The organism is Streptomyces sp. NPDC085524 (assembly GCF_044541755.1).
Lineage (GTDB): Bacteria > Actinomycetota > Actinomycetes > Streptomycetales > Streptomycetaceae > Streptomyces.
In genome coordinates, this window is sequence record NZ_JBITTH010000004.1 from 230,491 (window position 1) to 254,263 (window position 23,773).

General features: G+C 70.3%; 23 protein-coding genes. 13 read left to right on the forward strand and 10 right to left on the reverse strand.

Features of this window, described 5'->3' with window-relative positions:
* The 4 genes from ACIGFK_RS07975 (at position 1) to ACIGFK_RS07990 (ending at position 3,289) form a co-directional block, all read left to right on the forward strand.
* Positions 1-492, forward strand: coding sequence for a low molecular weight protein-tyrosine-phosphatase (locus ACIGFK_RS07975; protein ID WP_376656162.1), 492 nt, complete (start codon positions 1-3; stop codon positions 490-492).
* The gene (locus tag ACIGFK_RS07980) at positions 489-1,664 is read left to right on the forward strand and encodes a cystathionine gamma-lyase (RefSeq protein WP_400050965.1); all 1,176 of its coding nucleotides are present in this window, start codon (positions 489-491) and stop codon (positions 1,662-1,664) included. Before ACIGFK_RS07975 ends, ACIGFK_RS07980 begins: the two co-directional genes overlap by 4 nt.
* Before the next feature lie 192 nt (positions 1,665-1,856).
* A complete protein-coding gene (locus tag ACIGFK_RS07985; RefSeq protein WP_400050967.1) occupies positions 1,857-2,750 on the forward strand; it encodes a LysR family transcriptional regulator in 894 nt (297 codons plus the stop codon).
* A 59-nt stretch (positions 2,751-2,809) separates the two neighbouring features.
* Entirely contained in the window at positions 2,810-3,289 is a 480-nt protein-coding gene (locus ACIGFK_RS07990; RefSeq protein WP_376656159.1) for an NUDIX domain-containing protein, read from the forward strand.
* 72 nt (positions 3,290-3,361) lie between these two features.
* Here ACIGFK_RS07990 and ACIGFK_RS07995 read toward each other — a convergent pair whose 3' ends face one another.
* Both ACIGFK_RS07995 and ACIGFK_RS08000 read right to left on the reverse strand, forming a co-directional pair.
* A complete protein-coding gene (locus tag ACIGFK_RS07995) occupies positions 3,362-4,549 on the reverse strand; it encodes a globin domain-containing protein (RefSeq protein WP_376656158.1) in 1,188 nt (395 codons plus the stop codon).
* A gap of 142 nt (positions 4,550-4,691) precedes the next feature.
* Positions 4,692-5,342: an HAD family hydrolase gene (locus tag ACIGFK_RS08000; RefSeq protein ID WP_376656157.1), complete on the reverse strand. Its 651-nt coding sequence runs from the start codon at positions 5,340-5,342 to the stop codon at positions 4,692-4,694.
* 164 nt (positions 5,343-5,506) lie between these two features.
* Between ACIGFK_RS08000 and ACIGFK_RS08005 the strand changes: the two genes are divergently transcribed.
* From ACIGFK_RS08005 to ACIGFK_RS08015, 3 genes are read left to right on the forward strand one after another with little or no spacing between them, the layout of a single operon-like run.
* Entirely contained in the window at positions 5,507-6,400 is an 894-nt protein-coding gene (locus ACIGFK_RS08005) for a GNAT family N-acetyltransferase (protein ID WP_376656156.1), read from the forward strand.
* Positions 6,401-6,414: 14 nt separating this feature from the next.
* Positions 6,415-6,924, forward strand: coding sequence for a GNAT family N-acetyltransferase (locus tag ACIGFK_RS08010; protein ID WP_376656155.1), 510 nt, complete (start codon positions 6,415-6,417; stop codon positions 6,922-6,924).
* A gap of 56 nt (positions 6,925-6,980) precedes the next feature.
* Positions 6,981-8,156, forward strand: coding sequence for a winged helix DNA-binding domain-containing protein (locus tag ACIGFK_RS08015; protein ID WP_376656154.1), 1,176 nt, complete (start codon positions 6,981-6,983; stop codon positions 8,154-8,156).
* 39 nt (positions 8,157-8,195) lie between these two features.
* Here the strand turns inward: ACIGFK_RS08015 and ACIGFK_RS08020 are convergent, their stop codons facing one another.
* Together ACIGFK_RS08020 and dnaB are read right to left on the reverse strand one after the other, a co-directional pair.
* Positions 8,196-9,581, reverse strand: coding sequence for a serine hydrolase domain-containing protein (locus ACIGFK_RS08020; RefSeq protein WP_400050970.1), 1,386 nt, complete (start codon positions 9,579-9,581; stop codon positions 8,196-8,198).
* Positions 9,582-9,590: 9 nt separating this feature from the next.
* Entirely contained in the window at positions 9,591-11,063 is a 1,473-nt protein-coding gene (gene dnaB, locus ACIGFK_RS08025; protein WP_376656194.1) for a replicative DNA helicase, read from the reverse strand.
* A gap of 452 nt (positions 11,064-11,515) precedes the next feature.
* Between dnaB and ACIGFK_RS08030 the strand changes: the two genes are divergently transcribed.
* Entirely contained in the window at positions 11,516-12,853 is a 1,338-nt protein-coding gene (locus ACIGFK_RS08030; protein ID WP_376656152.1) for an MATE family efflux transporter, read from the forward strand.
* A gap of 68 nt (positions 12,854-12,921) precedes the next feature.
* Here ACIGFK_RS08030 and rplI read toward each other — a convergent pair whose 3' ends face one another.
* The 4 genes from rplI to rpsF all read right to left on the reverse strand — a co-directional run bounded on the left by rplI (position 12,922) and on the right by rpsF (position 14,623).
* Positions 12,922-13,368 carry a 50S ribosomal protein L9 gene (gene rplI, locus ACIGFK_RS08035; protein WP_376656151.1) on the reverse strand — a complete coding sequence of 149 codons (447 nt, stop codon included), beginning with the start codon at positions 13,366-13,368 and terminating at the stop codon, positions 12,922-12,924.
* Between the two features lie 18 nt (positions 13,369-13,386).
* A complete protein-coding gene (gene rpsR, locus ACIGFK_RS08040; protein ID WP_005315025.1) occupies positions 13,387-13,623 on the reverse strand; it encodes a 30S ribosomal protein S18 in 237 nt (78 codons plus the stop codon).
* 43 nt (positions 13,624-13,666) lie between these two features.
* Complete coding sequence (locus tag ACIGFK_RS08045) at positions 13,667-14,260, reverse strand: single-stranded DNA-binding protein (RefSeq protein ID WP_376656150.1); 594 nt, start codon at positions 14,258-14,260, stop codon at positions 13,667-13,669.
* Positions 14,261-14,332: 72 nt separating this feature from the next.
* Positions 14,333-14,623 carry a 30S ribosomal protein S6 gene (gene rpsF / locus ACIGFK_RS08050; protein WP_015034882.1) on the reverse strand — a complete coding sequence of 97 codons (291 nt, stop codon included), beginning with the start codon at positions 14,621-14,623 and terminating at the stop codon, positions 14,333-14,335.
* A gap of 249 nt (positions 14,624-14,872) precedes the next feature.
* On the opposite strand from rpsF, the gene ACIGFK_RS08055 reads away from it, so the two are divergent.
* The 3 genes from ACIGFK_RS08055 to ACIGFK_RS08065 all read left to right on the forward strand — a co-directional run bounded on the left by ACIGFK_RS08055 (position 14,873) and on the right by ACIGFK_RS08065 (position 17,515).
* Positions 14,873-15,187 (forward strand): hypothetical protein, encoded by a 315-nt coding sequence (locus ACIGFK_RS08055; RefSeq protein ID WP_386467281.1) that lies wholly within the window; start codon positions 14,873-14,875, stop codon positions 15,185-15,187.
* Positions 15,188-15,327: 140 nt separating this feature from the next.
* Positions 15,328-16,446, forward strand: a complete 1,119-nt coding sequence (locus ACIGFK_RS08060; protein WP_376656148.1) for a lipid II:glycine glycyltransferase FemX — start codon at positions 15,328-15,330, stop codon at positions 16,444-16,446.
* Between the two features lie 37 nt (positions 16,447-16,483).
* Positions 16,484-17,515, forward strand: coding sequence for an alanine racemase (locus tag ACIGFK_RS08065; protein WP_376656147.1), 1,032 nt, complete (start codon positions 16,484-16,486; stop codon positions 17,513-17,515).
* Positions 17,516-17,551: 36 nt separating this feature from the next.
* Here the strand turns inward: ACIGFK_RS08065 and ACIGFK_RS08070 are convergent, their stop codons facing one another.
* Together ACIGFK_RS08070 and ACIGFK_RS08075 are read right to left on the reverse strand one after the other, a co-directional pair.
* Complete coding sequence (locus ACIGFK_RS08070; protein ID WP_376656146.1) at positions 17,552-19,021, reverse strand: glycosyltransferase family 87 protein; 1,470 nt, start codon at positions 19,019-19,021, stop codon at positions 17,552-17,554.
* A 115-nt stretch (positions 19,022-19,136) separates the two neighbouring features.
* A complete protein-coding gene (locus ACIGFK_RS08075; protein WP_376662278.1) occupies positions 19,137-21,701 on the reverse strand; it encodes a transglycosylase domain-containing protein in 2,565 nt (854 codons plus the stop codon).
* A 274-nt stretch (positions 21,702-21,975) separates the two neighbouring features.
* Between ACIGFK_RS08075 and ACIGFK_RS08080 the strand changes: the two genes are divergently transcribed.
* Entirely contained in the window at positions 21,976-22,578 is a 603-nt protein-coding gene (locus ACIGFK_RS08080) for a PadR family transcriptional regulator (protein ID WP_136210355.1), read from the forward strand.
* A 49-nt stretch (positions 22,579-22,627) separates the two neighbouring features.
* Positions 22,628-23,710, forward strand: coding sequence for an inositol-3-phosphate synthase (locus ACIGFK_RS08085; RefSeq protein ID WP_376662279.1), 1,083 nt, complete (start codon positions 22,628-22,630; stop codon positions 23,708-23,710).
* The last annotated feature ends 63 nt before the right edge of the window (positions 23,711-23,773 follow it).

Below are 23,773 nucleotides of genomic sequence, written 5' to 3' on the forward strand. Positions count from 1 at the left end.
ATGTACCGCGTGTGCTTCGTCTGCACGGGCAACATCTGCCGCTCGCCCATGGCCGAGTCCGTCTTCCGCGCCCACGTCGCCGAAGCCGGACTCGGCGCGCTGGTCGAGGTCGACAGCGCCGGGACCGGCGGCTGGCACGAGGGCCACCCGGCCGACCCCCGCACCGTCTCCGTCCTGGAGGGCGCCGGGTACGAGCAGCACCACCGCGCCCGGCAGTTCCGGTCCTCGTGGTTCGCCGGCCTCGACCTCGTCATCGCCCTCGACGCCGGTCACCTGCGGGACCTCCGGAGGCTCGCACCCACCCCGGAGGACGCCGCCAAGGTCAGGCTGCTGCGGTCCTTCGACCCCGCGGCCGCGGACGGCGACGTACCCGACCCCTACTACGGGCCGTTCGACGGGTTCGAGGAATGCCTGGAGCTGGTCGAGGCGGCGAGCCCCGGCCTGCTGGAGGCCGTACGCGACGCCCTGGCCCTGAAGGAGCACACCCTGTGAACGAACACCCCGACTCCGGCACTGGTTCCGGCACCGGCGCGGCTGCCCGGCTCGGCGACGGCACCCTCGCCGTCCGCGCCGGACTGCCCGCCCCCGTCAAGAACGAACCGACCCTGCCCGGCCCCGCCTTCGCCGCCCACTTCCACCTGCCCGGCGACGTGGAGGGCCCGTACACCTACGGCCGCGACACCAACCCCACCTGGACCCTGCTGGAACGGGCCATCGGGGAACTCGAGGCCCCCGGCCAGGACGTCCACACCGTCGTCTTCGCCTCCGGGATGGCCGCGGTGTCCGCCGTGCTCCTCTCCCAGGCGCGCAGCGGCGACACCGTCGTCCTGCCCGACGACGGCTACCAGGCACTGCCGCTGCTGCGCGAGCAGATGGAGGCGTACGGGATCGACGTGCGCACCGCCCCGACCGCCGGCGAAGCCCAGCTCACCGTCCTCGACGGGGCCCGGCTGCTGTGGATCGAGACCCCCTCCAACCCGGGGCTCGACGTCTGCGACGTCCGCCGTCTCGTGGAGGCCGCACACGCCGGCGGGACCCTGGTCGCCGTCGACAACACCCTGGCCACACCGCTCGGACAGCGGCCGCTGGAGCTCGGAGCGGACTTCTCCGTCGCCAGCGGCACCAAGGGCCTCACCGGCCACGGCGACCTGCTCCTCGGCTACGTGGTCTGCCGGGACGCCGGACTCGCCGCCCTCGTCCGCCGCTGGCGCAAGATCGTCGGTGCCATCCCCGGCCCGATGGAGGCCTGGCTCGCCCACCGCTCGCTCGCCACCATCCAGTTGCGCGCACAGCGCCAGTGGGCCAATGCGCTGGCCGTCGCGGAGGCCCTGACCGGCCGTGCCGAGGTGACCGGCGTGCGCTACCCGGGACTTGCCACGGACCCCTCGCACAAGACGGCCGCCCGCCAGATGCGCGCCTTCGGCTCGGTCGTCTCCTTCACAGTGCCCGACCGCGCACACGCGGAACGCTTCATGGACGCTCTGCACCTGGTCGAGGACGCCACGAGTTTCGGCTCCGTACGGTCCACCGCCGAGCGGCGCGGACGATGGGGCGGGGACGCCGTGCCGGAGGGCTTCATCCGTTTCTCCGCCGGGGCCGAGGACACCGAGGACCTGGTCTCGGACGTCCTGCGAGCACTCGATTCGGCCACCGCAGACAGCTGAACGGGCCCTGGGAAGCGGTCCGAGCCTCCCCCCTCATGGCTCGGACCGCCCGGTTCCATCGCGGGGAAGACACCGCCGAGAACCACGCGACAAGGCTAATTGACTCTGCGTCAGAGTCCAATCACGGTAGCGACAGGGTCCTATCCGCATATTTATAGTTGAAGGCCCCCACCGAAAGGTCGAGGTGCCGCGATGGACCTGGCTCTGCTGCGCACCTTCGTCGCCGTCCACCGGGCCGGCTCCTTCACCCGCGCCGCCGCCCTCCTGGGCCTGTCCCAGCCGGCCGTCACCTCGCAGATCCGCACCCTCGAACGCCAGCTGGGGCGCCCCCTCTTCCACCGCCGCGCCCGCGGCGTCACCCCCACCGCCGTCGGTGACGAACTCGCCCACAAGGCCGCCCCGCACCTCGACGCCCTGCTGCGGATCACCGAGACCGAGCGCGAGGTCGCCGGTGCCCTGCGCACCCTGCACGTCGCGGGACCCCCGGAATTCCTGGGCCTGCGGGTACTGCCCGCCCTCGCACCGCTGGTCGGCCGGGGCCACACCCTGCGCGCGACCCTGCAGACCGGAGCCGAGGAGGCCCTCGACGGCCTCGCCGCCGGGCACCACGACCTCGTCGTCACCACCGCGCGCCCGCGCGGGCTCTTCACCGCCACCGCCCTGTGCGACGAGGAGCACGTCCTGGTCTCCGCGCCCTACTGGGCCGCCCTCGTCGGCCGGGACCGGCTGCGCGAGGAGGGACCCGCCGCGCTCGACGGCATCCCGCTCGTCGAGGTCCACGAGAGCCTGCCCCTCGTCACCCGCTACTGGGCCACCGTCTTCGAGGCCCCGCCCGACGCCGCCGCCACCGTGGTCGCGCCCGATCTGCGCGCCGTACTGGAATGCGTGCAGTCCGGCGCCGGGCTCGCCGTGATCCCCCGCTACCTGTGCCAGGACGCCCTCGACAGCGGCCGGATCGTGGCCCTGGCCGAGCCCCCGGTACCGCCGCTGCGCACGTGGTTCCTCGTCACCCGGGCCGGCGGCCTCGCACTCGCCCACCTCGCACGGGCCCACGAGCTGCTGCTGCACGCCGCCGCGCACTGGTGAGTTCCCGTTCGAGACCCTTGGCGCGTTTCAGAAGCGGAGTGCTGGGCCACTCTTCTCCCATGACCGAACGTCCCGTGGTCAAACGCACCGCCCGCGCGATCCTGCTCGACGGTGACGACCTGATCCTCATCAAGCGCACCAAGCCCGGCGTCGATCCGTACTGGGTGACCCCCGGCGGGGGAGTGGAGTCTTCGGACGCCACCGTCATCGACGCCCTCCACCGCGAGGTCCACGAGGAACTCGGCGCGAAGATCACCGATGTGGTGCCCTGCTTCGTCGACACCGTCGAGCACATCGCCGACGGCGGAGTGACCGGAGTGAAGGTGCAGCACTTCTTCGTCTGCCACCTCGAATCCATGAACCCCAGCCAACGGCACGGCCCCGAGATCGACGAGCCGGAGGGCGAGTACGAGATCGTCCGCGTCCCCTTCAGCCGGGTCGGCATCGCCGCCGTCCACCTCGTCCCGCTGTCCCTGCGGCACTACCTCGACGGCAACATCGAGGGGGTCCGCGCCATGCACGCTTCCGACCTCGGCTGACACCGTGCCCTGAGAACCGAGAGCGGCCCCGGAGAGCGGCTCCCCGAGGCCGGCGGGACGTCACCGCCGGCCTCAGCCCGCCACGCCCGCGAGCTCCTCCACCGCGTCGTGCCGGATCCGCTCGCCGGGGATCCCGATCCGCTTGAGCTCGTCCACCCCGTTGCGGATCATCGCGGGCGGCCCCGAGATGAACGCGTCGTACGAACTCCACGGCCCGTGCTCGCCCACCGCCTGCGGCAGCTGCCCGGCCAGTGCCTCGCCGACCACCGGGCGCACCGACAGCCACGGGTGCGTGCGCTGCAGCCCCAGCAGGGTGTCCTTGTCGTAGAGGTCGTGGTCGCTGCGCGCCCCGTAGAACACCTCCACGGGCCGCCGCTCCCCGTGCTCGGCCACGTCCTCGATCAATGCCTTGATCGGCGCGATGCCGGTGCCGCCGCCCAGGCACAGCATTCCGTTGTCCGTGGTGTGGTCCACGACCATCGACCCGGCCGGCGGCCCCAGGCGCAGCACGTCTCCCGGACGGGCGTGGCGCACCAGCGCGTTGGAGACCCACCCCGCGGGCACGGCCTTGACGTGGAAGGACAGCAGCCCGTCAGCACGCGGCGCCGAGGCGAACGAGTAGTGCCGCCACACCCTCGGCCACCACGGGGTCTCCAGACTCGTGTACTGGCCGGCCAGGAAGGCGTACGGCTGGTCGGGGCGGACCGTCAGCACCGCGATGTCCGGCGTGCGCAGATCGTGGGAGACCACCTCCGCGTGCCACCACGCGGGGGCCTTCGTCTCGTCCTCCGCCGCCGCGTCGATCATGATCTGGGAGATCGCGGTGTACGCCCGCACCCACGCGGCCTCCGTCTCCGGCCCCCAGGTCTCGTGCGCGTACCGGGCCAGCGCCCCGATCAGCGCCTCGCCCACCACGGGGTAATGCCCGGCCATGGTGCCGTACTTGCGGTGCCCCGTGCCCAGCCGGCGCAGGTAGGGGGCGAGCACATCCGGATTGTCGATGTGCTCGGCGGCGGTGAGCAGCGCCTTCAGCAACCGGTCCCGCTGTACGTCCATGGCCGCGGGGAACATGCCCCGGACCTCCGGATGTCCCGTGAACACCAATGCGTAGAAGTACGAGGTCACCCTGTCGGCGACCGGTGCGATCTCTGCGAGGGTCCGGCGGATCAGCACGGCGTCGGGCGAGGCCTCTGGCACCTCGCCCTCACCGGGTATCCGGGCCGTTCCCCGTCTGGCCGATCTGGTGGGCGGAGCGTCCATGCGGTGCCTCGCTTCGAGCATCTCGGTCGGTTTGCACACGCCACGGCCTGTGAATCCGTGGATCCGGGCTTCACAGCGTGCCAGCCGACTCAGATGCCGGGGGGGAATTGCGGAAAATCCGCGTTTCGAACCCACTTTCCCCTTAAGATGCTGCAACTCCCGGGCGCGCCGCCCCTACGAGCTGATATGCCTCTCTCAGGTCCCTGCCCTCGTACACATGGGTCGCGCGCTCCGCCAGATAAGGCCGCGCATTGACCGCCACGGAGACCGAAACGGCCTCGAACAGCACGGCGTCGGTCCTCGAATCCCCGTACGCGACACAGTCGCCCCGGCCCACCCCGAACTGCTCGCACAGCCGGTCCGCCACCGTGACCTTGCCCTCGGGCGTCAGGATCCCTGCCGCCTCCACGGGCCGGGTGAACGGCACCTCGGGGAAGACCGACCCGTGCGCGGCGTGCGCACCCCACTCCAGCAGCAGTTCCACGAAGAACGACGGCGACAGGGAAATCACCGCGCAGTAGTCCCCGCGCTCCCGGATCTCCCGCCACACGTCCTGGATGCCCGCGAGCCAGGGCGCGCCCTCGAAGGCCGCCCGGACATGGGCCGGCGTCAGGTCCGCCCAGAGTTCGCGTGCCGCCACCGAGAACTGGTGCGGCCCGATCTCCCCGGCGCCGAAGGACCGCTCCAGAGCGGCGATCTCGGCACCCACGCCGAGCTGACGGGAGATCTCGACCGGCGCCGCAGAGCCGTACATCAGCGTGCCGTCGAGGTCGAAGAGGTGCAGTTGGGTCATAGCGGTCGAGGCTATCCGGTGCCTTCCTGGCGGGACACCCTGTTTCACGGCCGGTGTTTCACGTGAAACATCGGCCGAATTCCCCGGTCGAGCCAAATGTTTCACGTGAAACATTGGCCCAAATCCCCTGGACTGGCCCCTATCGATGATCCAGTCTGGGGCGGGTGACACCACCACACATCACCGACCTGCCGATCCGGGCGCTGAGCGTGGACGATCTCCACCACTGCGCCGACCTGTCAGAGGACCGTGGCTGGCCACGCGAGGACCACAAATGGGGACTCCTCCTCGCCGCCGGAAACGGCTACGGCGTGGACGCCCCCGACGGGCGAGGACTTGCAGCCGCTTGCGTCGTCACCCAGTACGGCACCACCCACACCGGACCGGAGCTCGCCGCCATCGGGATGGTCCTCGTCGCCGAGCGCTACGCCCGCCAGGGCCTGGGGCGCCGCCTCATGGGGCACGTCTGTGACGACGTACTCGAGGGCGTCCCCCTCACCCTGCACGCCACTCCCTACGGCCGCCCCCTCTACGAGGAACTCGGCTTCGACACCACCGCCCGCGCCGAGATGCTCATGGGCACCTTCCGCCCCGAGGGCACTCCCGGCCGGTACGGCACCCCCCGGGTCCGGCCCGCCAACGCCGAAGACCTCCAGCGCATCCTGCGCCTGGATGCCGAGGTCTTCGGCACCGACCGCACCCACCTGATCATCCGGCTGCCCGCCTTCGCCGATCAGCTGATCGTCGCCGAGGACCCCACCGGCGACGGCACCCTCACGGGATACGCCGCGGCCTGGCCCAACATGGACACCCATGTCATCGGCCCGCTGGTCGCCCGCGACACCGGAACCGCCCAGTCGCTGATCACCGCACTCGCGAAGGGCACCGACCGGCCGCTGCGCACCGATGTCGACGTCCGCCACGAGGAGCTCCTCGGCTGGCTCAAGGACCGCGGCCTCGAATCGATCGCCTTCAACGCCGTGATGACGCGCGGCATCCCCGGACTGCCCGGTGACTGGACCCGCCGCTGGGCGCCCCTCACCGTGGCAGCGGGCTGAGAAAGGAAACCCTCTTGAACACCCCGAACGACACCCCGAACGGCAACCCGAACCAGGCCGGCCTCTCCGACCTCTCCGGCCTGTCCATCCGCCCGGCCACCGAGGCCGACCTGCCCGCCATCGTCGCCATGCTGGCCGACGACCCGCTCGGCGCCACCCGCGAATCCCCGGACGACCTCACCCCGTACCGCACGGCCCTCAAGCGCCTCGTCGACGACCCCCATCAGCACCTGGTCGTCGCCGTCCGCGCAGAGCGGGTCGTCGGCACCCTCCAGCTGACGATCGTCCCGGGCCTCTCCCGCAAGGGATCCACCCGCTCCATCATCGAAGGCGTCCGCGTGCATGCCGACGAGCGCGGCAGCGGCCTGGGCACCCGGTTCATCGAATGGGCCATCGAGAAGTCCCGCGCCGAGAACTGCGACCTCGTGCAGCTGACCTCCGACGCGACCCGGACCGACGCCCACCGCTTCTACGAGCGGCTCGGCTTCGCCGCCTCCCACGTCGGGTTCAAAATGCAGCTCTGACCGGCCGGACGGCAGGCCGGGCCGCCCTGTCCGCGGCCCGGCCTACGATCGGGAGGATGAGCCCCAGCCTCCCCCTCGTCACCACTGCCGAGCGTCGCGACCGGCTCGGCCGGCGCCACCGCCTGGCCCCCTCGGCCCGCGCCGCCACGGTGCCCCAGGCGGCCGATGCCGTCGTCGCCCTGCACGCCACCGACGCCGCGACCGTCTTCCTCTCCGCCCGCGCCCGGCTGGCCGAGGGCGGTCCCGAGGCGGTCGAGCGGGCCCTCTACGAGGACGTCAGCCTCGTGCGGCTGCTCAGCATGCGCAACACGCTCTTCGCCGTCTCCGCCGAACTGGCCCCGTACGTCGACTCCTCCACCTCCCGCGCAATCGCCCTCAAGGAACGCCGCACCCTGCTCAAACACCTCGACGAGGACGGACAGGGCCTCGATGCCGAATGGCTGGCCCTGGCGGAAGCCTCCGCCCTCGATGCGCTCGACGCCCGCGGCCCCTCCACCGGCAGCCAGCTGTCCGCCGCCGTGCCCGCCCTGCGCCAGAAGATCACCATTGGCCGTGGGAAGAAGTACGAGACCGAGACGGGCGTCGCCACCCGGGTGATCCGCCTCCTCGCCGCCGACGGCAGGATCCGCCGCGACCGCCCGCGCGGTTCCTGGACCTCCAGCCAGTACCGCTGGGTCCACACCGAGCCGTGGCCCCCCGTATCCGCACCCGAGGCACGCGCCGAGATCGCCCGGCGCTGGCTCCAGGCCTACGGTCCCGCCTCCGAGGCCGACCTCAAGTGGTGGACCGGCTGGACCCTCACCGACGTCCGCAAGGCCCTCGCCGCCGTCGGCCCCGAGCAGGTCCGCCTCGACGACGGCACCACCGCGCTCGTCTGCCCCGGCGACACGGCGCCCGAGCCCGCCACCGAGCCCTGGGCCGCCCTCCTGCCCGGCCTCGACCCCACCGCCATGGGCTGGGCCGACCGCGGCTTCCACCTCGACCCCGAGCACAGGAGCGCGCTCTTCGACTACGCCGGCAACATCGGCCCCACCGTCTGGTGGAACGGCGAGATCGTCGGCGGCTGGGCCCAGCGGGCCGACGGCGAGATCGTCTGGCGACTGCTGGGCAGCCCCGGCCGGGACGCCGAGGAGGCGGTCACCGCCGAGGCCGACCGGCTCGCCGGATGGCTCGGGGAAGCCCGCATCACCCCCCGCTTCCGCACGCCGCTCGAGCGCGAACTCGTCGCCTGAGGCAGAGCCGGGACGTCGGCCGGGACGTCAGCCGGGACCTCAGCCGATGCCCCGCCAGCCCTGCGGGTCCACGCCGCCGGGCACCGGGGCCCCGGCGTCGTACGGCTCCCGCGTGAACACGAAGGACGCCAGGTCGAGGTGGCTCACCGAGCCGTCCTCCCGGCGCACCGCCCGCAACGTCTCCCCGGCGTAGTAGCCGGACAGCCCCGTCCAGCTGTCGTCCGCCTCGGCCCGGAACCGCGCCGACCGCCCCGACCCGCCCAGCGGTGCCAGCTCCAGCGACCCGTCCGCCTTCAGCCGCACCCCGTACGCCGAAGTCCCCCAGTACCAGGGGCCGCACAGCTCCAGCGGCACCCGGTCCGACTCCCGGAACGGCCGCCAGGGCGCCGGAAACCGCGGCTCGGCATCCGCCACGATGCCGACCAGGTCCGCTGCCACCGTCGCCGCCGGCAGCCCCGAGGTGCAGTTCGCCAGCACCACCGCCGCCACGTCGTCCGCCTCGCTCAGCCACAGGCCCGCGACGAAGCCGGGCAGTGATCCGCTGTGTCCCGCCAGCCGGCGCTCGCCCTGGGCCATCAGCTGCATGCCCAGTCCGTAGCCGAGTTCGGCGAAGCCCGGCTCCGGCGGCGCCACCGCGGTGCGCATCTCCCGTACGGACTGCGCACTCAGCACCCGCTCGTCCCCGCGCATCAGGAAGTCCGCGAACCGGGCCAAGTCCCTTGTCGTCGACCACAGCTGACCGGCCGGAGCCATCAGGCCCAGGTCCTCCAGCGGCTCCGGCATCATGACGTCCGCCCACGGGTGCACCGCCCAACCACCCGCGTGCGGGGCCTGCGGCGCCCCGCTCGTACGGCTCAGCCCCAGCGGCTCCAGCACCTCGGCCCGCAGCACCTCCTCCCACGGCCTCCCGCGCAGCGCCTCCACGAGCGAACCCAGCAGTGTGTAACCGGGGTTGGAGTAGTGGTGCCGGTGCCCGGGCGCGTGCTTGAACGGCTCCGCGCCCAGTACGTCGGCCAGCTCGGGCCGCAGCTCGCCCGGTGTGCGCTCCCACCACGGGCCGGGCGTCTCCGCCGCAAGTCCGGCGGTGTGGGCCAGCAGTTGGGCGACGGTCACCTCACCGGCCCCGGTGCCGGGCAGGTGCCGCTCCAGCGGATCTGCGAGCGACAGCAGCCCCTCGTCCCGCAGCCGCAGCACCAGAACAGCCGTGAAGGTCTTGCTGATCGACCCGATCCGGTACTGGACGTCCCCGTCCGGGCCGTGCCCCTCCACGGAGGTCCGGGAGCCCTCCCAGACCACCTCCCCGCCCCGCACGACGGCCGCCACCACCGACGGCGCCCGCCCCGCGCTCTGCGCCACGGCGATCCGGTGTCTCAGCGAACGCCGGGTGGAAGGGAGAAGTTCCAGGTCCTCAGCAAGCTCATCCATGATCGGATGCTACGTGTTGGCCATGTCCACGAACCGCGAATAGTGGCCCTGGAAGGCCACGGTGATGGTGGCCGTGGGGCCGTTGCGGTGCTTCGCCACGATCAGGTCCGCCTCACCTGCGCGCGGGGACTCCTTCTCGTACGCGTCCTCGCGGTGCAGCAGGATCACCATGTCGGCGTCCTGCTCGATGGAGCCCGACTCACGCAGGTCGGAGACCATCGGCTTCTTGTCGGTGCGCTGCTCGGGACCACGGTTCAGCTGGGAGAGCGCGATCACGGGGACCTCGAGCTCCTTGGCCAGCAGCTTGAGGTTTCGGGACATGTCCGAAACCTCCTGCTGACGGCTCTCGGGACGGCGCGAACCACCCGACTGCATCAGCTGGAGGTAGTCGATGACCACGAGCGAGAGGTCGTTGCGCTGCTTGAGCCGGCGGCACTTGGCGCGGATCTCCATCATCGACAGGTTGGGCGAATCATCGATGTACAGCGGGGCGGCGGAGACGTCCGGCATCCGGCGGGCCAGCCTGGTCCAGTCGTCGTCCGTCATCGTTCCCGAGCGCATGTGGTGCAGGGCCACGCGGGCCTCCGCCGACAGCAGGCGCATCGCGATCTCGTTGCGTCCCATTTCGAGGGAGAAGATCACGCTGGGCAGGTTGGCCTTGATGGAGCAGGCCCGGGCGAAGTCCAGCGCCAGGGTCGACTTGCCCATGGCGGGACGGGCGGCGATGACGATCATCTGGCCGGGATGCAGGCCGTTGGTGAGCGAGTCGAGGTCCGTGAAGCCGGTCGGGACACCCGACATCTGGCCGCTGCGGGAGCCGATCGCCTCGATCTCGTCGAGCGCGCCCTCCATGATGTCGCCCAGCGGCAGGTAGTCCTCGGAGGTCCGCTGCTCGGTGACGGCGTAGATCTCGGCCTGGGCGCTGTTGACGATCTCGTCGACGTCGCCGTCGGCCGCGTATCCCATCTGCGTGATCTTCGTGCCGGCCGCGACCAGCCGGCGCAGCACCGCCCGCTCGTGGACGATCTCCGCGTAGTACTCGGCGTTCGCCGCCGTCGGCACGGACTGCACCAGCGTGTGCAGGTACGACGCCCCGCCGACCTTGCTGATCTCGCCGCGCCGGGTCAGCTCGGCGCCGACCGTGATCGGGTCGGCCGGCTCGCCCTTGGCGTACAGGTCGAGGATGGCCTGGTAGATCGTCTCGTGCGAGGGCCTGTAGAAGTCGTGGCCCTTGATCACCTCGACGACGTCGGCGATGGCGTCCTTCGACAGCAGCATGCCGCCGAGCACCGACTGCTCGGCGTCGAGGTCCTGCGGAGGGACGCGCTCGAAGCCGCCGCCACCGCTGCCGCCGCCGTCCCAGGAGCCGCCCTCGCGGCCCCGGTCGTGCTGTTCGTCCCCGCGGCCGCGGCCCTCGCTGTTGCGGCGCGGACGGGCGGGCAGACGGTCACCAGGACCGCTGTCGGCCCAGGGGTCGTCCATGGGCTCGGGCATGCTCACCGGGCCGCCTCCTCCCGTCCGCAAAGCGGACCTTGCCGTGCCACTCTTTCTACGACACGGCTCTGACATTTGGGGCACCCGAATCGGCTGTCGGCGAGTCGGGCAACGCACCACGGTAGGGCCGCGAGCGGCGTCAGCCAATCTTGTTATCCACAGGCTGTGTGGATGACATGTGGACGACGGCGCCAATGCTGTGGGTAACTCCCCGGAAGCTGTGCACGGACCGGGGGACGACGCTGTGGACAAAATCACCTGCCCTACCCACACACCACACCTGACCTGCAGATTCTTCGGTCATCGACCCTGTGCGGGAAAAATCTTGGCCACTGTCTCAAGATCGCCACCAATGAGGCTGCGAGAACGCCTTGATCGGCGTCACCGTAAGGATCTAAAGGGTCTTGCGTCTATTACCTGTGGAAGATTAGATTGAGCGCATGACACAGGCCCCCACAGCGCCGAAGGCTGCGCCGAGACGGCACGACCGGGAGATCTTCGCCCTCGCCGTCCCCGCCTTCGGCGCACTCGTCGCCGAACCCCTCTTCGTGCTGGCCGACAGCGCCATCGTGGGGCACCTCGGCACGTCCCAGCTGGCCGGCCTCGGCATCGCCGCCGCACTGCTCACCACCGCCGTGAGCGTCTTCGTCTTCCTCGCCTACGCCACCACCTCGGCGGTCGCCCGCCGGGTCGGCGCGGGCGACCTCCAGGGGGCGATCCGGCAGGGCATGGACGGCGTCTGGCTCGCCCTCCTGCTCGGCGCCGCCGTCATCGCCGTGGTCCTGCCCACGGCCCCCTCGCTCGTCTCCCTCTTCGGGGCCTCCGACACCGTCGCCCCGTACGCGGTCACCTATCTGCGGATCTCCGCCCTCGGCATCCCGGCCATGCTCATGGTCCTCGCCGCCACGGGCGTCCTCCGCGGCCTCCAGGACACCCGTACGCCGCTCTACGTCGCCGTCGGCGGCTTCGCCCTCAACGGCGCCCTGAACGCCGCCCTCGTCTACGGTGCCGGGCTCGGCATCGCCGGCTCCGCCTGGGGCACGGTCATCGCCCAGTGCGCCATGGCCGCCGCCTACCTCGTCGTGGTCGTGCGCGGCGCCCGCCGGCACGGCGCCTCCCTGCGCCCGGACGCGGCGGGGATCCGGGCCTGTGCACAAGCAGGTGCGCCGCTGCTCGTCCGCACGCTGTCCCTGCGCGCCATCCTGCTCATCGCGACCGCCGTGGCCGCCCGGCTCGGCGACGCGGACATCGCCGCCCACCAGGTCCTGCTCTCCCTGTGGAGCCTGCTCGCCTTCGCCCTGGACGCCATCGCCATCGCCGGACAGGCGATCATCGGCCGCTACCTGGGCGCCGGCGACACCGAGGGCGCCAAGGCCGTCTGCAGGCGCATGGTCCAGTGGGGCATCGGCTCGGGCATCGTGCTCGGCCTGCTGGTCGTCGTGGCCCGCCCGCTCCTGATCCCGCTGTTCACCAGCGATCCGGCGGTCGAACACGCCATCCTGCCCGCCCTGCTGGTCGTGGCCGTCTCCCAGCCCGTCGGCGGCGTGGTCTTCGTCCTCGACGGCGTCCTCATGGGCGCGGGCGACGGACCCTACCTGGCCCGGGCCATGCTGCTGACCCTCGCGGTCTTCACCCCGGCCGCCCTGCTCGTCCCCGTCCTGGGCGGCGGCGTGACGGCCCTGTGGTGCGCCATGACGCTGATGATGCTGGTCCGCATGGCCACCCTCCAGCTGCGCGCCCGCTCGGGCCGCTGGCTGGTCGCAGGAGCCACTCGCTGAGTGATGTTTCACGTGAAACATGACGAAGGGCCGCACCCCGTGGGGTGCGGCCCTTCGTTTCGCGGCCCTTAGGCGGCGACGACCTCGATGCCCACGTTCGCGGCCACGTCGGCGTGCAGACGCACGGAGACCTGGTACGAACCGAGGGTCTTGATCGGGGAGCCCAGCTCGACGCGGCGCTTGTCGACCTTCGGGCCACCCGAAGCCTCGATCGCCGTGGCGATGTCGGCCGGGGTCACGGAACCGAAGAGACGACCGGCGTCACCCGCGCGGGTGGCCAGACGGACCTTCACGCCCTCGAGCTTGGCCTTGACCTCGTTGGCCTGCTCGATGGTCGCGATCTCGTGGATCTTGCGGGCGCGGCGGATCTGCGCCACGTCCTTCTCGCCACCCTTGGTCCAGCGGATCGCGAAACCACGCGGGACCAGGTAGTTGCGAGCGTAACCGTCCTTGACGTCGACGACATCGCCGGCGGTGCCGAGGCCAGAGACCTCGTGGGTCAGGATGATCTTCATTAGTCGGTCACCCTTTCCTTATCGCGCGGTGGACGTGTAGGGCAGCAGCGCCATCTCACGGCTGTTCTTCACGGCCGTGGCGACGTCACGCTGGTGCTGCGTGCAGTTGCCGGTAACGCGGCGGGCACGGATCTTGCCGCGGTCGGAAATGAACTTCCGCAGCATGTTCGTGTCCTTGTAGTCCACGTATGCGGTCTTGTCCTTGCAGAACGCGCAGACCTTCTTCTTAGGCTTGCGCACAGGCGGCTTCGCCATTGTGTCTCTCCTGTGTGATCAAGAAGTGTGGATGCGAGCTGCCCTAGAAGGGCGGCTCGTCCGAGTAGCCACCGCCGGAGCCGCCGGAGTTTCCACCCCAGCCGCCTCCGCCGCCGCCCTGCTGCTGGCCACCGGCCGGCGCGCTGGACGCCCACGGGTCGTCGGAGGGAGCTCCGCCGCCCTGCTGGCCGCCGCCGCTGGGGGCTCCGCCCCAGCCGCCGCCACCACCCTGCTGCTGACCGCCGCCGCCGTATCCACCCTGGCCACCGCGACCCGTGGTCTTGGCGACCTTGGCCGTGGCGTTCTTCAGGCTGGGGCCGACTTCCTCGACGTCCAGCTCGTAGACCGTGCGCTTGACACCCTCACGGTCCTCGTACGACCGCTGCCTCAGCCGGCCCTGCACGATGACGCGCATGCCTCGCTGAAGGGACTCGGCGACGTTCTCAGCCGCCTGCCGCCACACCGAGCAGGTCAGGAACAGGCTCTCGCCGTCCTTCCACTCGTTGGTCTGACGGTCGAAGGTGCGGGGGGTGGACGCGACACGGAACTTCGCGACCGCCGCACCCGAGGGGGTGAAGCGCAGCTCGGGGTCGTCGACGAGATTGCCGACGACCGTGATGACGGTCTCGCCTGCCATGGATGAACCTCTCGGCGGGGATTGCTGCTGGGCTGCTGTGCTACTCGATCCCGATTACCGCTGAACCGGAGTTCAGTGGGTCTCGGGGCGAAGGACCTTGGTCCGGAGAACCGACTCGTTCAGGTTCAGCTGTCGGTCAAGCTCCTTGACGACCGCAGGCTCGGCCTGGAGGTCGATGACCGAGTAGATGCCCTCGGGCTTCTTCTTGATCTCGTAAGCGAGACGACGACGGCCCCAGGTGTCGACCTTCTCGACCTTTCCGTTGCCCTCACGGACGACGGAGAGGAAGTTCTCGATCAGCGGGGAGACAGCGCGCTCCTCGAGATCGGGGTCGAGGATGACCATCACTTCGTAGTGACGCATGTGGAACCCACCTCCTTTGGACTCAGCGGCCACGGTCGTTCCGTGGCAGGAGGGTCGTGATGCGTGCGCACGGTGTCCGAGAGCAGACACCGCGCAGCTGTACAGACTACCTGCTCGACTCCTTCCGGTTGAAATCCGGCGCCGGGGGGACACAATCTGTATCCATCGGGTGTGCTCGGTGCTATGCCCCCGGCCCCGGCCGGAGGCGGGCCCCAGCGCCGCTCTGCTTCAGCCAGGAGGTGCCTTCCGATGGCACAGGCCATGCAACCCCAGTCCCAGCCCCCTCCGATCTCGCTGCTCTCCACCGACGGCAAGCCCCACCCGCTGCAGGACGCCCTGATGGCGGCAACCCTCATCCTCGGAGCCGTGGCGTTCATCACGGCGTTCTTCCACAACCTGCACCTGCTCACCACGTGGGCCGGGCTGATCGGGATCCTCACCGGCGCGTACGGACAGTTCGTCTCCGTCACGACACGCGAGCGCTTCGCACTGATCATCGGCCTTGGCGCGTCTGCCATCGGCTTCTTCCTCGGCATGTTCCACGGCGGCCTCTTCGGGGGCTGACAAGGCCGAGCGGGACACCCCTGCGACGGGGCGCCGGCCGAGCACCGGCCCGGGCCCCGGCACGTCCCCCAGATGGGTGGCGCCCCTGTCGCAGTAGGCTTCGCGCCATAGCCAGCGAAGCCGCCGGAGGAGCACCCCGCATGAGCCTGTCCCTGAGGACCATCAGCCGAGAGCAGCATCTGGCGTACCTCCAGAGCCTGCCGTCGGCTAGCCACTGCCAGGTCCCGGCATGGGCCGACGTCAAGAACGAATGGCGTTCGGAGAACCTCGGCTGGTTCGACAAGTCCGGCGAACTCGTCGGTGCGGCGCTGGTGCTGTACCGGCAGCTGCCCAAGGTGAAGCGGTACCTCGCGTACCTGCCCGAGGGCCCGGTCATCAACTGGTACGCCCCGAACCTGGAGGAGTGGCTCCAGCCGATGCTGGCGCACCTGAAGAACCAGGGCGCCTTCACCGTGAAGATGGGCCCGCCCGTCGTCATCCGCCGCTGGAACGCCACCGCCATCAAGGCCGGCATCCAGGACCCCGAGGTCAAGCGACTGCGCGACGTCGAGGCCTCGCACATCGAGCCCCGCGCCTTCGAGGTGTCCGACAAGCTGCGCCGCATGGGCTGGCAGCAGGCCGAGGACGGCGGCGCCGGCTTCGGCGACGTCCAGCCCCGCTACGTCTTCCAGGTGCCGCTGGCCAACCGCTCGCTGGACGACGTCCTCAAGGGCTTCAACCAGCTGTGGCGCCGCAACATCAAGAAGGCCGAGAAGGCCGGCGTCGAGGTCGTCCAGGGCGGCTACGACGACCTGCCGACCTGGCAGCACCTGTACGAGATCACGGCCGAGCGCGACAAGTTCCGCCCGCGCCCGCTCAGCTACTTCCAGCGCCAGTGGACGGCCCTCAACTCCGAGGACCCCAACCGGATGCGGCTGTACATCGCCAAGCACGAGGGGGAGCCGCTGGCCGCCGCCACGATGCTCACCGTCGGCCAGCACGTCTGGTACTCGTACGGCGCCTCCGCCAACCACAAGCGCGAGGTCCGGCCGTCGAACGCGATGCAGTGGCGGATGCTGCGCGATTCGTACGCACTCGGTGCCAGCGTCTACGACCTGCGCGGCATCTCTGACACGCTGGACGAGAACGACCACCTGTTCGGGCTGATCCAGTTCAAGGTCGGCACGGGCGGCGAGGCCGTCGAGTACGTCGGCGAGTGGGACTTCCCGCTCAACAAGGTGCTCCACAAGGCGCTCGACATCTACATGTCGCGCCGCTGATTCCACCCCCACCCCACACGAGAGGCTCCGGACGGGCATGGCGCTCACGCTCTACGTCGACACCGCGCGCTGGCGTGCGCACCAGAAGCAGGTCCAGGACCAGTTCCCCGGACTGATCCCGGTCTGCAAGGGCAACGGCTACGGCTTCGGCCACGAGCGGCTGTGCGAGGAAGTCACCCGGATGGGTGCCGATGTCCTCGCCGTCGGCACCACGTACGAGGCCGCGAGCATCAAGGACCTGTTCGGCGGCGACCTGCTGGTCCTCACCCCGTTCCGGCGGGGTGAGGAGCCGGTGCCGCTGCCGGACCGGGTCATCCGCTCGGTGGCCTCGCTGGACGGGATCCGCAGTCTGGTCGGCGCCCGCGTGGTCATCGAGTGCATGAGCTCGATGCGCCGCCACGGCATCTCCGAGCAGGACCTGGGGCAGCTGCACTCCGCGATCGAGGACGTCCGGCTGGAGGGCTTCGCCCTGCACCTGCCGCTGGACCGCCCGGACGGCTCCGACGCCGTCGAGGAGGTCATCGGCTGGATGGACCGGCTGCGCGCGGCCCGGCTCCCGCTGCACACCATGTTCGTCAGCCACCTGCGGGCCGAGGAACTGGCGCGGCTGCAGCAGCAGTTCCCGCAGACCCGCTTCCGGGCCCGCATCGGCACCCGGCTGTGGCTGGGCGACCACGAGGCGACCGAGTACCGGGGTGCGGTCCTGGACGTCACGCGCGTCGCCAAGGGCGACCGCTTCGGCTACCGCCAGCAGAAGGCGGCTTCCGACGGCTGGCTGGTCGTGGTCGCCGGCGGTACCTCGCACGGAGTGGGCCTGGAGGCCCCCAAGGCGCTCCACGGCGTGATGCCGCGGGCCAAGGGCGTCGCCCGGGCCGGCCTGGCCACGGTCAACCGGAACCTTTCGCCGTTCGTGTGGGCGGGCAAGCAGCGCTGGTTCGCGGAGCCGCCGCACATGCAGGTGTCGATCCTGTTCGTCCCCTCCGACACGACCGAGCCGAAGGTCGGCGACGAGCTCGTGGCGCACCTGCGCCACACCACCACGCAGTTCGACCGGGTGCTCGACGCCTGAGCCGGGCCCCGGCCCGACGGCCGTGGCCCGTCCGGCTCAGTGCCGGTCCTCGCCGGGCTCCGTGCCCCAGTCGACCCGCTGTCCCTCCGAGGGCGCCGCGTACCGCGGCGCCCTCGCTGCGTCCGACAGCACGAACACGTCCTCGGCGCCGTCCAGAACGCCTCCTGAGGGGTCGTCCGAGCCGTCGCGGCGTACGACGTCGCGCTCGGGCATCAGGATGTCGCGGACCACGACCGCGCACAGGTACAGGGTGGCCAGCAGGTGGGCGGTGATGGCCAGCTGGTAGCCCTCCACCGGAAGGCCCTGGTGCTTGTCGGCGCTGGTCGTGTAGGCGAGGTAGAACCAGATCCCCAGGAAGTAGACGACCTCGCCGGCCTGCCAGATCAGGAAGTCCCGCCAGCGGGGCCGGGCCAGCGCGGCGAGCGGGATGAGCCACAGCACGTACTGCGGCGAGTAGACCTTGTTGGCCAGGATGAACGCGGCGACGACGAGGAAGGCCAGCTGGGCGAAGCGGGGGCGCCGGGGGGCGGTCAGGGTCAGCAGTCCGATGGCCCCGCACATCAGGAGGGTCAGCCCGGTCGCGTAGGTGTTGGCGTCGTGGAGGGGGTTGCCCGAGCGCTGGGAGATCAGCAGCCACACGGAGCCGAAGTCGATCGGACGCTCCTGGCTGAAGGTGTAGAACTTCGACCAGCCGTCCCAGGCGAGCAGCATGACCGGCAGGTTCACCACGAGCCAGGCGGCGGTCGCGCCGAGGGTCGCGGCGCCGAACGCGCGCCACTTCCCGGCGCGCCAGCACAGCACGAAGAGCACCCCGAGGAGCAGGACGGGGTAGAGCTTGGCGGCGGTGGCCAGGCCGATGAAGACGCCGGAGAGGACCGTCCGGCCCCGGGACCACATGAGCATTCCGGCGGCGGTCAGGGCGATGGCCAGCAGGTCCCAGTTGATCGTCGCGGTGAGGGCGAAGGCCGGCGCGAGGGCGAAGAGCAGGGCGTCCCAGGGGCGGCGGCGGTGGGTGCGGGCGACGCACACGGCGATGACCGCGGCACAGGCCATCAGCATGCCCGCGTTGACCATCCAGTACATCTGCTCGCGGTGCTGCATGGAGCCGGTGCCCGGGGTCAGCCAGGAGGCGACTTCCATGAAGAGCCCGGTGAGCACCGGGTACTCCAGGTACTCCATGTCGCCGGGGAGCCGGTCGAAGTAGGGCGTCAGGTTGTCGGCGAAGCCGCGGGCCGCGAACAGGTGCGGGATGTCGGAGTAGCAGGCGTGCGTGTACTGCGAGCCCGCGCCCTGGAACCACGCCCAGTCGTAGCAGGGCAGCTTCTGCACCATGCCGAGGGCGAACATGCCGATGGCGAGCAGGACCACGACGCGGACCGGCCCCAGCCAGTGGCCGCCGAGCCGTGCGTAGCGGCCGAGGGGGCCGCCGATGAACTCGCTTCCGGCTGCGGCGACCTCGTCCTGCTGCGTGGGCAGTACGGGACGGTCCTCGTGCACCTTCGTCATGGGGGTCATCCTGCCGTACGGGGCCGGACATGGGGGAAGGCCGTCGCACCGGGTGCGACGGCCTTCCTGGTTCCACGTGCCGGGACGGGGCGGGCCCGCCGGCGGGGTACTGCTGCTATCCCCCGGTGATGCCTCCCGGCCGGCCGGGTCTGCCGCCGGTGGCGGTCGACGTCGGCGTTCCGCTGGGGCCGCCGTCGGTACCGCCGATGAGCCCGCCGGAGCTGCCGCCGCTGGGCGAGGGGGTCGGGTCGCAGTAGAGCTGCCACGGCTTGCAGGGCTTGCCGCTCCTGGAGGGGGAGGGCTGGCCCGACGGGGTGGCCGACGGCGTCATCGACGGGGTCGGCGACGGGGACGGCGGGGCCGAGGGGGTGGGGGAGGGCGCTCCGGAGGCGTTCGCGACGACGCCGGTGTCCTCGGGCTCGGGGAACTTCGTCTCCGGGGTGCCCTTGACCGCTTCCGTCATGTACTCGGTCCAGATCTCGGCCGGGATGTCACCACCGTGGATGGAGGGGATGTCACCGACGCCCTTCATGGACTGCAGTGCCTTGTCGGCCGAGTTGGGGTCGCTGCGGAAGAGGACCACGGAGGTCGACAGCTCCGGGGTGTAGCCGACGAACCAGGCCGACTTGTTCTCGTCCGTGGTACCGGTCTTGCCCGCGGCGGGCCGGCCCAGCTTCTTGACCTTGGTCGCCGTACCGTTCTGGACGACGTTCTCGAGGACCTTGGTGATGTTGTCCGCGACGGAGTTGTCCATGGCCCGCTGGGCCTTGGTCGGCTCGAAGCCGGGCAGCGGCACGCCGTTCTTCTCGACCTTGGTCACGGAGAACGGCTCGTGGTGCGTGCCGGAGGTGGCGAAGGTGGCGTACGAGTCGGCCATGCGGATGGCGCTGGGGGTCGAGGTGCCGAGCGCGAAGGAGGCGTCGTTGGCCTCGCTCATCGAGTCCGGGAGCAGGCCCGTGGCCTCGGCCACCTTGCGGACCTTGTCGTGGCCGACGTCGAAGACGAGCTGCGCGAAGGGGACGTTGATGGACTTCTCCATCGCCTCGTTGAGGGTCACGTACCCGTAGGCGGTGGGGCTCTCGTTCTTCTGCTTGAACGGGGTGCCGTCCTTGCCGCGCAGCGGCTTGCCCTCCCGGTTGTTGATCACCGTGAGGTCGTTGGCCTGGTACTTGCTGTCGGCGGAGATGCCCTGGCCCTTGGAGTTCTGGGTGCCGTACTGCATCGCCGCCGCGAGCACGTACGGCTTCCAGGTCGAGCCGACCGGGACACCCGTGGTGTTGGCGTTGTTGCTGAAGTACTTGTGGTCCCAGCCCGGGCCGCCGTACAGGGCCACGAGCGCGCCGGTCTTCGCGTTCACGGAGGCCGCGCCGAACTGTACGAAGGTGTCGGTGTCCGGGCGCTTCTTCTCGTCGATGAGCCCGTTGCGGGTGTCCTCGACGGCCTTGGCCAGGGCGTCCACCTTCGGCTTCTCGAAGGTGGTCGTGATCTCGTAGCCGCCCAGGGCCATCTGCTCGGCGGTGATGTTCTTGGTCTTCATCACGTACGCCTTGGCCGTGTCGACCAGGTAGCCGATCTGGCCGGTCATCCCGCGGGCCTGCGCCGACTCGACGCGAGCGGGGAAGTCCTTGTCCGCGTACTTCGCCCGCTCGGCCTTGTCCATCCGGCCCACCTCGACCTCGCGGTCCAGGACCCAGGCCCAGCGCTTGCGGGCGCGCTGCTCGTTGAGCTCGGGGGTGGCCGCGGCGCCGATGCCGCCGTCCGGGTTGTACAGGTTGGGGCCCTTGAGCACGGAGGCCAGGAAGGCGCACTCCGAGGGGTTCAGGTCCTTGCTGTCCTTGCCGAAGTAGGCGCGGGCCGCGGCCTGGATGCCGTAGGCGTCCCGTCCGTAGTAGGCGGTGTTGAGGTAGCCGGCGAGGACGGTGTCCTTCTCCTCGGTGGTGCCCAGCTTGATCGCGATGAAGAGCTCGGTGACCTTGCGCTTGAGCGTCTGCTCGGAGTCCAGGTAGGTGTTCTTCACGTACTGCTGGGTGATGGTCGAGCCGCCCTGGGTGGAGCCGCCCGTGGCCATGTTCCACACGGCGCGGGCGATGCCCATCGGGTCGACGCCCTTGTCCGTCTCGAAGGACTCGTTCTCCGCGGAGATCACCGCGTCCCTCATCGACCGGGGGATGCTGGAGATCGGCACGATCTGCCGGTTCATCGAACCGCCGGTCGCCACCATCTGGTCGCCGTTGGCCCACTTGAATACGTTGTTCTGCGCCTGGGCGGCCTTGTTCGGGTCGGGCGTGTTCACCATGGCGATGCCGATGCCCGCACCGGCGATGATGATCGAGAAGAAGCCCAGGGCCGTACCGCTGACGAGCTTCCAGGACGGCAGGAACCGCTTCCAGCCCTCCCGGTCCGACCGCGGGTAGTTGATCAGCCGCTTGTCGGGGCGGCCGGCACCGCGGCCCGCGTTCCCGGCACCGCGGCCGCGTCCGGTGGATCCTCTCTGGCCTGCCCGGCGCGCTCCCGCTCTGCTGCCGTGTGCGGAGGGTTCCGCATAGGGACCGCTGTGTGACGCCGCGGGGGCGTCACGTCCGGTCCCGGCGCCCCTGCCGGGGCGCTGCTGAGCGGCCCGGCGGGCCTCGGCCCGCCCACCACTCTGGGGCTGCGACGGTTTGCGGCGGTGCTCGCTCATCGAACGACTACTCCTCGGGCAGGCGAGTGGCCTGGAAGCGGCAGGTGAATTCCGGTTCCCCCGGTGTCATGGCGCACAGACTACGCACGCCCAAAACCCGACCAGTGCCGAAGTTCACCCCAAATCAGGCAACTCGCCTCGTACGAATTGGTGATGTGATGCCGGTCACCACGTCGCCACTTGTCGACCGACCCGGCCCGTTCTATCGTCTGGATGTATCGAGCCGATACATCAGCTCGGTATAAAGACACAGGGTCGAAGGAGAGGCAGGCGGATGAGCAGGCGCTCAGGCATCCTCGAATTCGCCGTCCTCGGCCTGCTCCGCGAATCCCCCATGCACGGCTACGAGCTGCGCAAGCGGCTCAACACCTCGCTTGGGGTCTTCAGAGCCTTCAGCTACGGAACGCTCTACCCCTGCCTCAAGACGCTGGTCGCCAACGGCTGGTTGATCGAAGAGCCGGGCAACGCTCCGGAAGACGCCCTCGCCGCTTCACTCGCAGGGCGCCGCGCCAAGATCGTCTACCGGTTGACGGCCGCCGGGAAGGAGCACTTCGAAGAGCTCCTCTCCCACACCGGCCCCGACACCTGGGAGGACGAGTCCTTCGCCGCCCGCTTCGCCTTCTTCGGCCAGACCGAACGAGAGGTGCGCATGCGGGTTCTGGAGGGCCGCCGCAGCCGGCTGGAGGAGCGTCTGGAGAAGATGCGCGCCTCACTGGCCCGCACGCGGGAGCGCCTCGACGACTACACGCTCGAGCTGCAGCGGCACGGCATGGAGTCCGTGGAGCGCGAAGTGCGCTGGCTGAACGAGCTCATCGAGAGCGAGCGGGCGGGACGGGATCAGAGACGACCCGGTCCGTCCGACGAAACTGCAAAATGAGGCCTGCATCTCGCAGCCCTCGTCCGAGAACAAACAGGGAGCAACCGGAATGGGTTCGGTTCGCGTAGCCATCGTCGGCGTAGGCAACTGCGCCGCCTCGCTGGTGCAGGGCGTCGAGTACTACAAGGACGCCGACCCGGCGGCCAAGGTCCCCGGTCTGATGCACGTCCAGTTCGGCGACTACCACGTGCGTGACATCGAGTTCGTCGCCGCGTTCGACGTCGACGCGAAGAAGGTCGGCCTCGACCTCTCCGACGCCATCGGCGCCAGCGAGAACAACACCATCAAGATCTGCGACGTCCCGAACGCAGGCGTGACCGTCCAGCGCGGCCACACCCTCGACGGCCTGGGCAAGTACTACCGCCAGACCATCGAGGAGTCCGCCGAGGCCCCGGTCGACGTCGTCCAGGTCCTCAAGGACCGCGAAGTCGACGTCCTGATCTGCTACCTGCCCGTCGGTTCCGAGGACGCGGCGAAGTTCTACGCCCAGTGCGCCATCGACGCCAAGGTCGCCTTCGTCAACGCCCTCCCGGTCTTCATCGCCGGCACCAAGGAGTGGGCGGACAAGTTCACCGAGGCCGGGGTCCCGATCGTCGGCGACGACATCAAGTCGCAGGTCGGCGCCACCATCACGCACCGCGTGATGGCGAAGCTCTTCGAAGACCGCGGTGTCCGTCTCGAGCGCACCATGCAGCTCAACGTCGGCGGCAACATGGACTTCAAGAACATGCTGGAGCGCGACCGCCTGGAGTCGAAGAAGATCTCCAAGACGCAGGCCGTCACCTCGCAGATCCCCGACCGCGAGCTCGGTGAAAAGAACGTCCACATCGGTCCGTCCGACTACGTCGCGTGGCTCGACGACCGCAAGTGGGCCTACGTCCGCCTCGAAGGCCGCGCCTTCGGCGACGTCCCGCTGAACCTCGAGTACAAGCTCGAGGTGTGGGACTCCCCGAACTCCGCCGGTGTCATCATCGACGCCCTGCGCGCCGCGAAGATCGCCAAGGACCGCGGTATCGGCGGCCCGATCCTGTCGGCGTCCAGCTACTTCATGAAGTCCCCGCCGGTGCAGTACTTCGACGACGAGGCCCTGGCCAACGTCGAGAAGTTCATCAAGGGCGAGGTCGAGCGCTAGTCGAAACCCCGGCGTCCTTGCGGACACCTGGACTTCGGCAGTTCTTCGCGGAGGGTCCCCGGG

What these genes read in the sequence shown, in the direction of transcription:
- ACIGFK_RS07975 (WP_376656162.1), top strand. Translation starts at nt 1, where the DNA reads ATGTACCGCGTGTGCTTCGTCTGCACGGGCAACATCTGCCGCTCGCCC.
- ACIGFK_RS07985 (WP_400050967.1), top strand. Translation starts at nt 1,857, where the DNA reads ATGGACCTGGCTCTGCTGCGCACCTTCGTCGCCGTCCACCGGGCCGGC.
- ACIGFK_RS07990 (WP_376656159.1), top strand. Translation starts at nt 2,810, where the DNA reads ATGACCGAACGTCCCGTGGTCAAACGCACCGCCCGCGCGATCCTGCTC.
- ACIGFK_RS07995 (WP_376656158.1), bottom strand. Translation starts at nt 4,549, where the DNA reads ATGGACGCTCCGCCCACCAGATCGGCCAGACGGGGAACGGCCCGGATA.
- ACIGFK_RS08000 (WP_376656157.1), bottom strand. Translation starts at nt 5,342, where the DNA reads ATGACCCAACTGCACCTCTTCGACCTCGACGGCACGCTGATGTACGGC.
- ACIGFK_RS08015 (WP_376656154.1), top strand. Translation starts at nt 6,981, where the DNA reads ATGAGCCCCAGCCTCCCCCTCGTCACCACTGCCGAGCGTCGCGACCGG.
- ACIGFK_RS08020 (WP_400050970.1), bottom strand. Translation starts at nt 9,581, where the DNA reads ATGGATGAGCTTGCTGAGGACCTGGAACTTCTCCCTTCCACCCGGCGT.
- dnaB (WP_376656194.1), bottom strand. Translation starts at nt 11,063, where the DNA reads ATGGACGACCCCTGGGCCGACAGCGGTCCTGGTGACCGTCTGCCCGCC.
- ACIGFK_RS08030 (WP_376656152.1), top strand. Translation starts at nt 11,516, where the DNA reads ATGACACAGGCCCCCACAGCGCCGAAGGCTGCGCCGAGACGGCACGAC.
- rplI (WP_376656151.1), bottom strand. Translation starts at nt 13,368, where the DNA reads ATGAAGATCATCCTGACCCACGAGGTCTCTGGCCTCGGCACCGCCGGC.
- rpsR (WP_005315025.1), bottom strand. Translation starts at nt 13,623, where the DNA reads ATGGCGAAGCCGCCTGTGCGCAAGCCTAAGAAGAAGGTCTGCGCGTTC.
- ACIGFK_RS08045 (WP_376656150.1), bottom strand. Translation starts at nt 14,260, where the DNA reads ATGGCAGGCGAGACCGTCATCACGGTCGTCGGCAATCTCGTCGACGAC.
- rpsF (WP_015034882.1), bottom strand. Translation starts at nt 14,623, where the DNA reads ATGCGTCACTACGAAGTGATGGTCATCCTCGACCCCGATCTCGAGGAG.
- ACIGFK_RS08055 (WP_386467281.1), top strand. Translation starts at nt 14,873, where the DNA reads ATGGCACAGGCCATGCAACCCCAGTCCCAGCCCCCTCCGATCTCGCTG.
- ACIGFK_RS08060 (WP_376656148.1), top strand. Translation starts at nt 15,328, where the DNA reads ATGAGCCTGTCCCTGAGGACCATCAGCCGAGAGCAGCATCTGGCGTAC.
- ACIGFK_RS08065 (WP_376656147.1), top strand. Translation starts at nt 16,484, where the DNA reads ATGGCGCTCACGCTCTACGTCGACACCGCGCGCTGGCGTGCGCACCAG.
- ACIGFK_RS08070 (WP_376656146.1), bottom strand. Translation starts at nt 19,021, where the DNA reads ATGACGAAGGTGCACGAGGACCGTCCCGTACTGCCCACGCAGCAGGAC.
- ACIGFK_RS08075 (WP_376662278.1), bottom strand. Translation starts at nt 21,701, where the DNA reads ATGAGCGAGCACCGCCGCAAACCGTCGCAGCCCCAGAGTGGTGGGCGG.
- ACIGFK_RS08080 (WP_136210355.1), top strand. Translation starts at nt 21,976, where the DNA reads ATGAGCAGGCGCTCAGGCATCCTCGAATTCGCCGTCCTCGGCCTGCTC.
- ACIGFK_RS08085 (WP_376662279.1), top strand. Translation starts at nt 22,628, where the DNA reads ATGGGTTCGGTTCGCGTAGCCATCGTCGGCGTAGGCAACTGCGCCGCC.